The following is a 12,544-nucleotide window of genomic DNA, read 5'->3' as shown; positions in this document are numbered from 1 at the left end:
TATTTGCACAGCCCGCCTATTTACGCATATAGCGCCTTAGCGCGGCTAAGGTCGCCGCCGTTCCAGCGTTTTCAGCTTGAATTATTTGGGTAAAACCTAGCGATTCGGCTAAGCGAGCCACCCGTTCACCCGGTACTAATACGGTATAATTCAGCGCCAACTCTGCTAGCAAAGTACTAAAATAATGCAAGGTCTCGCCACTGTTTACGCAAACAATATTAATATTGTTTTGTAACAGTAAAGCGTGAAATTGGCGACTATCAAGTTCTGGGCTTTTACGCTGATAGCACTCAGCATAGTCTACCTGCGCACCGCGCGCCGAAATTTGCTCCGCCAAATACTCGCGGCCACCGAGCCCCCTGACTATAAGTACTTTCTGGCCTTGTAAGTGCTGCAAGGCTGGGGTAGCCAGTAAACTTTCACTGTTCATGGCAACATCGTCAGCCAGTTGCACGTCAATATCACGTGCCGCCAACGCCGCCGCGGTTGCCTGCCCGATGGCGTGCACCTGAACACCAAGCGGCCATTGCGGCCAAAATTGGTCAATAGCGTCTAACCCGTAATGCACCGCGTTCACACTGATAAAAATCAGATGTTGGTAGCTGTCTAAATTCATAAACAACTGTCGACAACGCTGCAATTCAGCACCGTGACTATCTGCTGCCAAGGGCGCGATATTCAACAGCGGTTGCGACAGCACTTCAGCACCCGCCACGGTTAACGCGGTGACTAATTCCGTGCTGCGATCTGATGGGCGGGTAACTAATACCCGCAAATCGGCAAGATCAGGCAGGCTTGCTGTTGCCATACACCGCCTGCAAGATGGCGCCCGCGCCCTGTGCCAACAAATCGTCGGCCACCGCAATGCCTAGCGCTTCAGCCTGATCTTTAGGTCCACGCGCCTGCGCAGTGAGTATTTTCTCACCGCTGGGCTCACCCACCAGTGCGCGCAACCAGAGCAGACTCGGGTCAGCTGGGTCGGCAATGGCATAGCCTGCGATGGGCACTTGGCAACCGCCTTCGAGTCGACGGTTCATCGCCCGCTCGGCCATTACCTGAGTGGCGCTAATACTATTGTGCAGTGGCTGCAACAACGCCTTAACGCGCTCATCGTCAATGCGGGTTTCAACGCCCACCGCACCCTGACCACAGGCTGGCAAACTAGTTTCTACCGGCATATAAGAGGCAATTCTCTCCTCCAACTTGAGGCGAATTAAGCCAGCCGAAGCGAGAATAATTGCGTCAAACTCACCGCCGTCGAGCTTGCGTAGGCGGGTTTGCACATTGCCGCGCAAACTGGAGATCTGCAAATCGGGGCGCAGTGCGCGCAATTGGCACTCTCTGCGCAGGCTCGAGGTGCCCACTCTGGCACCCTGAGGCAGGGATTCAACGGTTTCGAATTGATTGCTGACAAAGGCATCGCGAGGATCTTCGCGCTCGCAAATTATCGCGAGCCCTAGCCCCTCAGGGAATTCCATCGGCACGTCTTTCATTGAATGCACGGCAATATCGGCGCGACCTTCAAGTAATGCTTGCTCGAGTTCTTTTACAAACAGCGCTTTGCCGCCAATTTTAGACAAGGGCGAATCCAATAACTGATCGCCACGGGTCGTCATTCCCAGCAGTTCTACTTGTAAACCAGGGTGGGCTTTCTGTAATTCGGCTTTGATGAATTCCGCCTGCCAGAGGGCCAGCAAACTCTCGCGAGTGGCGATGCGGATAAGATTATCGGACATAAGGCATTCCGTAAGACAAGGTAGACTTCCATGATACGTCAGCAGCGGCGCTGACAAAACCATTTAAGGCGGTCTACTGCCGCCAGTAGTGGCGGGAAGCCAATAATATTCGCTAAGGCTTTCGGTTTAGCCTAGCCCGCAGCGCCGGCAAATGGCGGCGACTGATTTGCGGCCCCTCCTCTATGCCCTGCAGTCTCACCCGATATGCGCCAATGCCAGCCCGCTCTATGCCCTGCAGATACGCCAAGGCAACCAGTGCATTGCGATGAATGCGTACAAATTGCTCGGCAAACTCATCTTCCAATTCTTTAAGACTCTCGTCTAGCAGTAGTTCGCCCTCAGAATGCACCGCACTTACGTATTTATTGTCAGCGTAAAAATAGCGAACCGCCGATATCGGCAACAAGCTCATGCCCTGCGGGCTATTAGCACACAGCTGTTGGCGCGCTTCATTGCGCTCGTCATTCACCGTTAATTCTGCCAGCGCCGATAACTGGGCTTGATTTAAGCGGGCCAGCCGAGAAAAAACCGCCGCGAGCTTATCGCGTTGAATAGGTTTAAGCAGGTATCCCATTGCGTGACTTTCAAACGCGGCGATGGCGTATTCATCGTAAGCCGTGCAAAACACCACGGCCGGGGCGGGTTCGTATTCACTGAGCCGCTCGGCGAGTTCAATGCCACTCATACCGGGCATCGATATATCCAGCAGCACCACATCGGGGCTATTGCGCTCAAATTCGCTTAACGCCTGCTCTGCATTGGCGGCCTCGCCCACCACAGTAATATTGTCTAATTCAGCCAATAAGCGCGCGGCGCGCTGACGCGCGAGTGGCTCGTCGTCAACCAGCAGTACTCTCACCGCGCCATTGCCCTGCGCTCATAGGCCAAAGGAAAAGACGCGTGGGCGTGGTAGTGACCATTTGATTGGCTCGCGCTGAATTTTGCGCGATCACCAAACAACACTTGCAAACGCAGCCGGATATTTTCATTGGCCATGCCGTTGCCGCTGGCGCTCTCTGCAGTGCTCGCCAAGGGATTAATAATATCAATTTCAACCATATCGCCGTTTAGCCTGGCCTTCACCACGACCGATCCACCATCAGGCAGCTGTTGAATACCATGTAAAATGGCATTCTCTAAAAGGGGCTGCAATAACAGCGAAGGCACCAAAACTTTGTCGCCCAGCTCAGCTTGCTGCCAATCGACCTTTAAGCGATCCCCGAGCCGCGCGTTTTCAATGCGCAAATAACGCTCACACAAATCACGCTCCTCAACCCAGGGCACCATGCTCATACCGCCCTGTAGGTTGGCCCGAAATAAGGCAGCCAGATCTTCGACGGCCTGCTCTGCTTTCATTGGCTCGACACTAATCAAGCTGCTAATACTATTGAGGGTATTAAACAAAAAATGCGGGCGAATTCGCGAGTGCAGCGCGTCGAGGCGCGCGTGCAAAACACTTTGCTCACGCAATCTAAATTGCAGGCTGAGATAGGCGTAGCGCATGCCCACGCCGAGAATAAGACTCGCCACCGCGAGTGTGTCGGCCACCTGCCAAAAATCAATATTCCAAGCCTCACCCTGCATAACCCCGCTGGCCAGCCACTGGGCGGTGACCGTGACTACGGTGACCCAACACAAACCAATCACAAAACTGATGCCCGCAGTGTAGGCCGTGCTGGTCTTCTGAAAAAATGGTTTGCACCAGCTCAAAATGGTCGCCGCGCCAAGCAAACACCAAATGATGTACATGCCGGACATGCCCAGCAAAAACCAATCAAAGTTTTGCAAACCCGATTTCAAAATCGTCAACGACAGTGACAGGAGCACCGCCAACAACACAATTAACAGCAGTGATTGCGGCGTGAGAAGGTCGCCAATAAAAGAAATACGGCTAATTCGGTCGTTCAGAGGTTTATCTACTTCGCGTCGCTGCACAGTGCCTGCCTATGTCAATAATTTAGCTGGGTAAACTAAGAGCATAGCAGGCATACGGAAGAGCGCATATTCAAAAAATAGCGCGAATACAATCAGTTGAGGCCTTGCCCGCGAGCACGGCCCAAACCCGCAATCGCGTATCAGCCTCAGTTAATTGGGTAGGCCGTCCAACCCTCTGTCCACATCACATTCGCGCCCGGCCGGAACGCCCCGCGATAATTAGCAGCCTCATCCCAAAATTCACCCTGCGGAATTCCCTGGGAATGGTTTCTCGCCGGTGAACTCGCCGCGAGCCGATAGTCGTGGTCGGTTTCGCCCTGCAATCGATGAACGAATTGGGGGCTAGTCCCTAGATCCGCCTTTGCGCTAAAGTAGACCGCCTCATCAAAACCACCATCATCGTCTTGATCTCCCGTCTCAGCGGCGAAATAACTGCGACCACCACTACCGATGTCAGCAATAAGTATGCCGCCAAAACTAAGCTGACCGCTCTCAATACGCTCCACCGTGCTGCGATCTTTTATGTCGATGGCTTCACCCGAAAATCCATCAATAAGCATATTGTGGAAATGACCACCGGTTCCCCGCCGCAAGGTCATTGCGCGCTGGTGCTTGTCACCGCTCTGCATACTTTGCAAGGTGACATTGTAAAAGGTCGGTTCCGACACCGGTTCCGCGTAATAATTGCGAGCGTCATTGTCGGCCTCAAAAGCATTGTCGCCCACACCAGGGTATTGCTGAACTTGCAAAAACTGCACTCGACCGGTCCAGCCCATGTCCCAGTCTAGAGAGTCGTCCGCCGCACCAGTAATCAATATATGGCGGAGGTCGACATTGCCGCCAAAAATTTCGATTCCGTCATCCAAGGCACGGTGCACCTGCACATTACGAATAATGGTTTTACTGCCACAGCCACCCAAGGTTAGACCATTTAGCTCATTATTGGCGTATACCTCAAAGCCAGCGAATTCAATACGAGCAAACTCCAAAACACCGCAATTATCCGTGGCGTCTTGGCCGCCAAATAGGCCGCGGGTATCGCCCGCATCCAAGCCTTCTATATGCGCATCTGCATTATTTACCGGCGCATTGCCCAGTAAAACTAAACCGCCCCAATCACCAGCCTGACGCTTGCCCGGCGCCACCGCGCTGGTGAAGACGATTGGCGCACTCGCGGTTCCACGCGCGTGTATCGTTGCATCACGGGTTACCAGTAAAGCGCTAGCCGCGCGCCCCTGCACAACCGTGCCGGCTTCTATGACCAAGCGCCCGCCCGCTTCAAGGTACACAATGCCATCGAGCACCCAGGTCTTGTCAGCCGTCCACAACTGCTCACCCTGTAGCGAGCCACTCACTACTTGCGTACCGCTATACCGCGTTTTTAGCTCATCGCTAAAGATGCCCGCGCCCACCAAGCCGCCGAGCATTAGCACGGCGGCAATCAATAGAAATTTACGTAAAGAAGACGTAGTCGATGAGGACGGCGCTTTAAAACCAATGGTTTCGGCAATGTCCGGGTTCATAGTCGTCACCCGTCGTTCGTGACGCCCCTGCGTAAGCGCGGTATTGATATTAATACGACGCAGGGCCAAGCCCAGCTCGCTTATTTCGGCGTTGCTGCTCACCGCCGCCTGGTCAATTAACTCTTTGCGGTAGGCTGGGTCATTTAATAGGGTATTAAAGTGGATATAACGAACGCCCTTGTCGCCCTGTTTGTCGTATCCCAACTTCAGCTGCCAGAGCATTTCCACCAGTTTCGCGCGGGGGGAACTAATGTCGGTCATTGCGCACCCTTCTGTTATTAGCCTATTTTCAGGAAGCGCAGTATGGCGACGGCCTATGACAACTTTATTACATGACGGCCGCACAGGCGGCCGCCAACAAAACTGCTATAATGGCGGCTTTTCAACCGCTGACGGTCCCTACGGCGCAAAGCCAAAGAGTGTGTCCGCAGCTAAGTGATACAGGAACTACAGCGCAATGAGTGACAAAGATCCGAGCATTAAGCCCTGGGGCGGCCGTTTTACTGAGGCCACTGACCAGTTCGTAGAACGCTTTACGGCGTCCGTTAGCTTTGATCAGCGCCTGTATCATCACGATATTAATGGCTCACTCGCACACGCCGCCATGCTTGCCAAGGTCGGCGTATTAACCACCGACGAGCTCAGCAAAATTCAAGAAGGCCTAGAGGAGATTCGCGCCGAGATTCTCAGCGGTCGCTTTGAGTGGTCGATCAGTCTTGAAGACGTGCACATGAATATTGAGGCGCGGCTCACCGACAAAATCGGCATTACCGGTAAAAAGTTGCACACCGGCCGCTCTCGCAACGACCAAGTCGCCACCGATATCCGCCTCTATTTACGCGATGAGTTAGCGCTAATTGTTATCGAATTGAGCCGCCTGCAGCAGGGTCTAATTGAATTGGCGAAACGCGAAGCCAACACCATTATGCCGGGCTTCACCCATTTACAAACCGCCCAGCCAGTGACCTTTGGTCATCATATGTTAGCCTGGAACGAAATGCTTGAGCGGGATTATAGTCGCTTCCAAGATTGCGCCGCCCGCTTAAACCAATGCCCCCTTGGCGCCGCCGCATTAGCTGGCACCACTTACCCCATCGACCGCCACTACAGTGCCGAATTATTGGGTTTTGACCGCCCAACCGAGAACTCGCTGGACTCGGTCAGCGACCGCGACTTTGCCATTGAATTCGCCGCGGCAGCGAGTTTGCTTATGACGCATATGTCACGGTTCAGCGAAGAACTGGTGCTGTGGACCTCGGCCCAGTTCAAGTTTATTGAATTGCCAGACCGCTTCTGCACTGGCTCATCGATCATGCCCCAAAAGAAAAACCCAGACGTACCTGAACTCATTCGCGGCAAAGTCGGTCGGGTGAACGGCCATTTGATTAGTTTATTAACACTAATGAAATCACAGCCGCTGGCGTACAACAAAGACAACCAAGAAGACAAAGAGCCGCTGTTCGATATTATCGATACAGTTAAAGACTGCCTAAAAGCCTACGCTGACATGGTTCCCGCAATTACCGTGAACGCCGACGTTACCCGAGAAGCGGCTATGCGCGGTTTCTCGACTGCGACCGATCTCGCCGACTATTTAGTACGCAAAGGCTTGCCCTTCCGTGACGCTCACGAAGTTGTCGGCAAATCAGTTGCCTATGGCATAGCCGAAAACAAAGACCTATCGGAAATGAGTCTTGCTGAATTGCAAACCTTTAGCGCCGATATTGAACAAGACGTGTTTGACGTGCTGACTTTAGAAGGCTCGGTCAATGCCCGAGATCACATTGGCGGCACTGCCCCCAAGCAAGTACTTGCCGCAGGCGAGCGAGCTTTAGCACGGCTCGAGCTTCGCAAAAGCTAATTGCTACTGAGCAACGTAGTGAGGGTTGCCAACAAACTGGCAATCCTCACAGAACAGAACTATTCCCCTTGATCGTTAGCATTAAACTCTCGTTTTGGCCCGGTAAAATCGTCAAAAAGACGACGATGCGCCGAATAAGAAAATTCATCCGTCCGCTGATCGTATTGTTTTATCCATTCGATCAGCATTTCAAGATTCGCATCCTGCGCAGCTTTCGATTCGTATTTGTGTGATTCCCATGGCCGCGCCTTAGCATTGGCGATACATTCGGCAAGTGGCAAATTCATAAAAATTAATTCATCACAAAGCGGGAGCAACTGTTCTAGTAAATCGGCGTAACAACCCTCAACAACCCAACTCTCACTAGAATCGATAAATTCCCGTATTTGGCAAATAGATTCATCTAGCGACTTTCGTTGTGGAGGCACGGTGTTGTCCCACGCTAGCGTATCCATATCTAAGTGAGCCAAACCCTTGCTTTCACACAGCTTTTTTGCAAGCGTCGACTTTCCCGAGCCCGAATTTCCAAAAATTAAAATCCTTTTCACAATTTAATCTCTCGCTTAAATTATTCTATAGATTCCCTATGGCTAAGCCTCTCGCGCCAGTCCTACAGAGTAAGCTGGCAAGCTAGGGTATCACTTCAATATCAACATGTATCAGACCAGAAGTGCTATTGCCTATGGCATTAAACGCCGACTTGGAGAGATCAATAATTCGGCCTTTTACAAACGGGCCGCGATCATTAACTTTCACAACAACGCTTTTACCATTATCGCTGCTTGTCACTCTCACTACTGAACCGAATGGCAGCGTTTTATGCGCGGCTGTTTTTAAATCATGTTGATATCGCTCGCCGCTCGCGGTCTGACGGTTTACATATTCATCACCATAAAATGATGCCATACCTGATTCGCTATAACTGCGTCCACCACCATCACTTTGCTGAACCGAACTACAGGCTGAAGCAAACATGACGATACTAAAAACCGACAGACTTCTTAAGAAAATACGCATTTTATATCCATTTAGACGATTGATAAGTAACACAAAAAATCCACGTTTACGCCGCAATGACACATAAAGCCCTTGTACATCAGTCATGCTGTCTGACCAATCCAATTGAAAATACTTCTTATTAAGCTTTGAAAAATAACGTCTCAGCCGTTACATTAGCAGTCTATAGCAGTATTCACGCGCTAAATATTATTCTCAGTTATATCCACTACGTCATTCGCTAACGCGATCCATTTCAGGGAGAAAGGCACCGATGTTCGGCGTTGACCGCAGTCATTTTTTAAACGTAATCCTGCCCTACTTTAGCGTGTGCTCTCTCAGCATAAGCTTGATAGCCTGCCAACCCGCACCGGAGGCCGCCGCTAAAGCGCGACCCGCAACGCCAGTGAAAATACAGACCTTAAAACTTGAAACCGTGCAATCCCGGCTTCAAGCACTGGGCAGCTTGCTCGCACGGGAATCAGTAGATATCAGCAGCAATGTCACAGAGAAAATTCAAAGCCTACATTTTGACGACGGCCAGCGCGTTAAAACAGGGCAGCTATTGGTGACGCTAGAGCAAGCCGAAGAAGCCGCACAGCTGAAATCAGCGCAGGCCGATTTGGCAGAACATGAGCGAGAACTGAAACGCCTCAAAGGTTTACTCGCCAAACAATCTGCCGCACAAACTGAGTACGACCAGCGTCAAACTTCAAAGCTACGCGCTAAAAGTAAAATCGCCGAAATTACCGCGCTTATTGAAGAGCGCAGTATCCGCGCGCCCTTTAGTGGCGTAGTGGGTTTGCGCGAACTCAGTCCCGGCGCCTTACTCAGCCCCGGCACGCGGATTACCAGTCTTGATGATCTCAGCGTGATGCGTTTGGACTTTTCTATTCCAAGCTTAAATATCAGCGCTGTCGCCTTGGAGCAGCTGATTGTTGCCAAAAGCGAGGCCTTAAACGAAGACTTTAACGGCCAAATTTCAGCCATCGACAGCCGCATTGACCCGATCAACCGTAGCCTCAAGGTGCGTGCGCTGATCAAAAACCCGGACGGACGGCTAAAGCCCGGCATGCTAATGAAGATTGACCTTATTACCGCTGAGCGACAGGGTATTGTGGTGCCAGAATCTGCACTGCAAAGCGTGCAGTTAGAGCACTTTATTTGGCTCATGGACGGCGAGAATAAAGCAGAGCAGCGCAAAGTTGAAATTGGCATTCGCAAGCCCGGCTTTGTCGAGATTCGCAGCGGCGTTACGGTGGGCGATAAACTTATTTATGAAGGCTATGGCAGACTGCAACCCGGTATGGCAGTTGCACCACAGGAGCGCGATTAATTTATGTTGCTCAGTGATACCGCCATAAAACGACCGGTTTTTGCACTGGTCATCAGCCTACTTTTACTCGCCTTTGGCCTCCTCGCGTTTGAGCGGCTACCGCTGCGCGAATACCCCGACATCGACCCGCCTATCGTGTCGATACGCACCACTTATACTGGTGCGTCGGCAGAGGTGGTCGAGTCCCGTATTACGCAAATTATTGAAGATCGTATTGCCGGTATCGAAGGCATTAAAACGATTAATTCAAGCAGTCGCGATGGTTTTTCGTCGATCAATATTGAGTTTGAATTAACTCGTGACATTGATGCTGCCGCCAATGACGTGCGCGACCGCGTTTCTGGCGCCCTCGACAATCTTCCCGATGAAGCCGACATTCCCGAGGTTCGGAAAACCGATGCCGACGAACAGGTAATCATGTGGCATAACCTGACGTCAGAGAACCATAGCTCCGTGGAATTAGCCGACTATGCCCAGCGCTATTTGGTCGACCGATTTGCAGTTCTCGACGGCGTGGCGAGTGTTCGTGTCAGCGGCGGCCCCGCGTATGCGATGCGTATCTGGCTCGACCGCGAAGCCATGGCAGCCCGCAATTTAACCGTGGCCGATATTGAGACCGCACTGCGCAACGAGAACGTCGAGCTCCCCGCGGGGTTTTTAAAGTCAATCGACCGTGACTTTGTGGTTAAAATTAATCGTCACTACCTCAGTGCCAGCGACTTTGAAAATCTCGTCGTAAAGCGGGAAGACGATGGCTATCTATTACGGCTAAAGGAATTGGCCCGAGTTGAATTGGGCTCAGACGAAGAACGCAATCTATTCCGTGGTAACGGCGTGCCAATGGTCGGCCTCGGTATTGTAAAACAAAGTGTAGCGAACACCTTGGCGGTCGCTGTCGCGGTAAGGGCTGAGGCAGAGAATATACGCAAAATTCTGCCACCCGGCGTTGAATTACACTCGAGTTTTGACAGCTCGGTATTCATTGCGAGTGCAATCAGCGAGGTTTATAGCACCTTGTTCATTGCTGCCGCGCTAGTGGTTTTAGTCATCTTTTTATTCCTCGGTGATTTTCGCGCCATGCTGGTGCCCGCGCTCACGGTACCCATTTCGCTGATCGCCACTTTTACAGTCTTATACGCCCTTGGCTATACCGTAAACCTGCTGACCTTACTCGCCCTGGTATTGGCCATTGGACTGGTTGTTGACGACAGTATTGTTGTACTCGAAAACATCCACCGCCGCTTACTTAGCGGTGAGTCACCGCTGGTTGCCGCCTATCGAGGCAGTCGTCAAGTAGGTTTTGCGGTGCTAGCCACCACGGCAGTATTAGTCGCAGTATTTGTGCCTATCAGCTTTTTAGAGGGCAATGTCGGTCGACTGTTTGGTGAGTTCGCCGTGGCTATGGCCGTCGCTGTTATGTTTTCGAGCCTTGTAGCGCTGACATTGTCACCCGTGCTATGTGCATGGTTGCTCAGGCGCGAAGCCATTCACGGCGGCCTCGCCAACTTTGTCGAAGGCTTGCTACAAAGTATGGAAACCCACTATGGCAAGCTTTTAAGCCGTAGCCTGCGCCACCCTATCATTTCCGCTGGCGCCCTAGTCTTCACGTTTCTTGCCTGCGGGCTTTTGCTGCAAACCGTGCCCTCCGAATTCGCGCCAAAAGAAGATCGCGGCCTAGTTATTTTAGCAATACGCGCACCCGAGGGGTCTTCATTCAATTACACCACCCGGCAATTGGCTGAGGTCGAATCCAGATTGATGCCGCTGGTTGACGGTGGTGAGATTAAGCGCTTTTTGATACGGGCGCCCGGCGGCCGTGGTGGCGCAGACATCTACAATGAAGCCACCAGTATTATGGTGCTGGCCGATTGGTCTGAGCGCCGCCCCGTGTCAGAGATTGTCACGGATATTCGCAAGCGCCTAGCAGACTTCACCGGCTTGTCGGTGTTCCCAATTACACCTCAATCTCTGGGCGGCGGCTTTAACAAGCCAGTAGAATTCGTGCTCGGCGGCAGCGATTACCAAGAACTGGCCAAATGGCGAGATATTTTAATTAGCGAAGCCCGAAAGAACCCAGGCTTAGTGAGTATCGACAGCGACTACCGTGAAACTCAACCGCAACTGGCGATCAATATCAACCGTGACCGCGCCGCAACGCTTGGGGTCGACGCCACTGAAATAAATCGGACCTTAGAAACGTTACTCGGCTCACGCCGCGTAACGACCTTTATGATGGCCGGCGAAGAGTATGACGTTATTGTAGAGGGCGAGGCTGAAAATCAACGCAGCCCTGAGGACCTCAATAATATTTACGTGCGCTCAGCCACCACGGGCAGTTTAATTCCCCTCGCCAATCTAGTGACGGTGATCGAGCGTGGCGACGCGGCGGTGCTAAACCGTTACAACCGAATCCGCGCTATAACCATCGACGCCAGCTTAGCCGACGGCTATACCTTGGGCGAAGCACTTGCATCACTCGAGGCCATCGTCGCCGACAAAATTCCCACGGCGCTAATCGACTACAAAGGCCAATCATTAGATTATCATGACACCAGTGGCGGCATTTACTTTAGCTTTGCGCTGGCGCTGCTCGTCGTCTACTTAGTACTCGCCGCCCAGTTTGAAAGTTTTATTCACCCTTTCATTATCTTGCTCAGCGTTCCGCTTGCCATAGCTGGGGCATTGTTTGGCTTATATTTATTCGATCAAAGCTTAAATATTTACAGTCAAATAGCGCTCATCATGCTGGTGGGTTTGGCCGCTAAGAATGGTATTTTACTGGTGGAGTTTGCTAACCAACTGCGGGATCAAGGCATGGAATTTGACCGCGCTATTTTGCAGTCGGCCAAACAACGGCTACGACCTATTGCGATGACAGCGATCACAACGGTAATGGGTGCAGTGCCGCTATTACTGGCTTTTGGCGCAGGCAGCGAGGCCCGCTATGTAATTGGTATTGTTGTGGTGTTTGGGGTCAGCGCGGCGACGCTGCTCACCTTGTTTGTTATTCCGATGGCCTACAAACTACTCGCGGCGAATAGCGCTTCACCGCAGGCGGTAGCCCGGAAGTTAGCAAAGGAGTTGGCAGAAAACGAAGACAAAGAAAGCACTGAATATCTCTAGCGGCAAGCGCTAAGCGACGAGAGTTGTTCGTCGC

At 52.0% G+C, this 12,544-nt stretch carries 11 protein-coding genes; 4 read left to right on the top strand and 7 right to left on the bottom strand.

Going from position 1 to position 12,544, the window contains the following annotated elements; genetic code table 11:
- Nucleotides 1-16: 16 nt before the first annotated feature.
- From ABD836_RS08780 to ABD836_RS08760, 5 genes are all read right to left on the bottom strand, one after another.
- Nucleotides 17-808, bottom strand: a complete 792-nt coding sequence (locus ABD836_RS08780; RefSeq protein ID WP_344934717.1) for a uroporphyrinogen-III synthase — start codon at nt 806-808, stop codon at nt 17-19.
- Nucleotides 786-1,736 (bottom strand): hydroxymethylbilane synthase, encoded by a 951-nt coding sequence (hemC, locus tag ABD836_RS08775; RefSeq protein WP_344934714.1) that lies wholly within the window; start codon nt 1,734-1,736, stop codon nt 786-788. Before hemC ends, ABD836_RS08780 begins: the two co-directional genes overlap by 23 nt.
- A gap of 112 nt (nt 1,737-1,848) precedes the next feature.
- Nucleotides 1,849-2,595: a LytR/AlgR family response regulator transcription factor gene (locus ABD836_RS08770; RefSeq protein ID WP_344934711.1), complete on the bottom strand. Its 747-nt coding sequence runs from the start codon at nt 2,593-2,595 to the stop codon at nt 1,849-1,851.
- Nucleotides 2,592-3,671: a sensor histidine kinase gene (locus ABD836_RS08765; RefSeq protein ID WP_344934709.1), complete on the bottom strand. Its 1,080-nt coding sequence runs from the start codon at nt 3,669-3,671 to the stop codon at nt 2,592-2,594. Before ABD836_RS08765 ends, ABD836_RS08770 begins: the two co-directional genes overlap by 4 nt.
- Before the next feature lie 146 nt (nt 3,672-3,817).
- The gene (locus ABD836_RS08760; protein ID WP_344934707.1) at nt 3,818-5,455 is read right to left on the bottom strand and encodes a hypothetical protein; all 1,638 of its coding nucleotides are present in this window, start codon (nt 5,453-5,455) and stop codon (nt 3,818-3,820) included.
- Between the two features lie 55 nt (nt 5,456-5,510).
- Between ABD836_RS08760 and ABD836_RS08755 the strand changes: the two genes are divergently transcribed.
- Nucleotides 5,511-5,633: a hypothetical protein gene (locus ABD836_RS08755; protein WP_344934706.1), complete on the top strand. Its 123-nt coding sequence runs from the start codon at nt 5,511-5,513 to the stop codon at nt 5,631-5,633.
- A gap of 18 nt (nt 5,634-5,651) precedes the next feature.
- A complete protein-coding gene (argH, locus tag ABD836_RS08750) occupies nt 5,652-7,055 on the top strand; it encodes an argininosuccinate lyase (RefSeq protein WP_344934704.1) in 1,404 nt (467 codons plus the stop codon).
- 59 nt (nt 7,056-7,114) lie between these two features.
- Here the strand turns inward: argH and ABD836_RS08745 are convergent, their stop codons facing one another.
- Nucleotides 7,115-7,603, bottom strand: a complete 489-nt coding sequence (locus ABD836_RS08745) for a P-loop NTPase family protein (protein ID WP_344934702.1) — start codon at nt 7,601-7,603, stop codon at nt 7,115-7,117.
- A gap of 82 nt (nt 7,604-7,685) precedes the next feature.
- Nucleotides 7,686-8,159, bottom strand: coding sequence for a septal ring lytic transglycosylase RlpA family protein (locus ABD836_RS08740; RefSeq protein ID WP_344934699.1), 474 nt, complete (start codon nt 8,157-8,159; stop codon nt 7,686-7,688).
- 166 nt (nt 8,160-8,325) lie between these two features.
- Here ABD836_RS08740 and ABD836_RS08735 point away from each other — a divergent pair, with 166 nt between their 5' ends.
- The gene (locus ABD836_RS08735; protein ID WP_344934696.1) at nt 8,326-9,387 is read left to right on the top strand and encodes an efflux RND transporter periplasmic adaptor subunit; all 1,062 of its coding nucleotides are present in this window, start codon (nt 8,326-8,328) and stop codon (nt 9,385-9,387) included.
- Nucleotides 9,388-9,390: 3 nt separating this feature from the next.
- Complete coding sequence (locus tag ABD836_RS08730; protein ID WP_344934694.1) at nt 9,391-12,510, top strand: efflux RND transporter permease subunit; 3,120 nt, start codon at nt 9,391-9,393, stop codon at nt 12,508-12,510.
- Nucleotides 12,511-12,544: the final 34 nt, after the last annotated feature.

This window comes from Zhongshania borealis, from assembly GCF_039539625.1.
GTDB lineage: Bacteria > Pseudomonadota > Gammaproteobacteria > Pseudomonadales > Spongiibacteraceae > Spongiibacter > Spongiibacter borealis.
Note: the sequence above shows the minus strand (reverse complement) of the source record. Positions and strands in the feature narration are given on the sequence as shown.

Excerpts from the sequence above, each read along its gene's own strand:
- ABD836_RS08780 (WP_344934717.1), bottom strand. The coding sequence starts at position 808 with ATGGCAACAGCAAGCCTGCCTGATCTTGCCGATTTGCGGGTATTAGTT.
- hemC (WP_344934714.1), bottom strand. The coding sequence starts at position 1,736 with ATGTCCGATAATCTTATCCGCATCGCCACTCGCGAGAGTTTGCTGGCC.
- ABD836_RS08760 (WP_344934707.1), bottom strand. The coding sequence starts at position 5,455 with ATGACCGACATTAGTTCCCCCCGCGCGAAACTGGTGGAAATGCTCTGG.
- ABD836_RS08755 (WP_344934706.1), top strand. The coding sequence starts at position 5,511 with ATGACAACTTTATTACATGACGGCCGCACAGGCGGCCGCCAACAAAAC.
- argH (WP_344934704.1), top strand. The coding sequence starts at position 5,652 with ATGAGTGACAAAGATCCGAGCATTAAGCCCTGGGGCGGCCGTTTTACT.
- ABD836_RS08740 (WP_344934699.1), bottom strand. The coding sequence starts at position 8,159 with ATGACTGATGTACAAGGGCTTTATGTGTCATTGCGGCGTAAACGTGGA.
- ABD836_RS08735 (WP_344934696.1), top strand. The coding sequence starts at position 8,326 with ATGTTCGGCGTTGACCGCAGTCATTTTTTAAACGTAATCCTGCCCTAC.
- ABD836_RS08730 (WP_344934694.1), top strand. The coding sequence starts at position 9,391 with ATGTTGCTCAGTGATACCGCCATAAAACGACCGGTTTTTGCACTGGTC.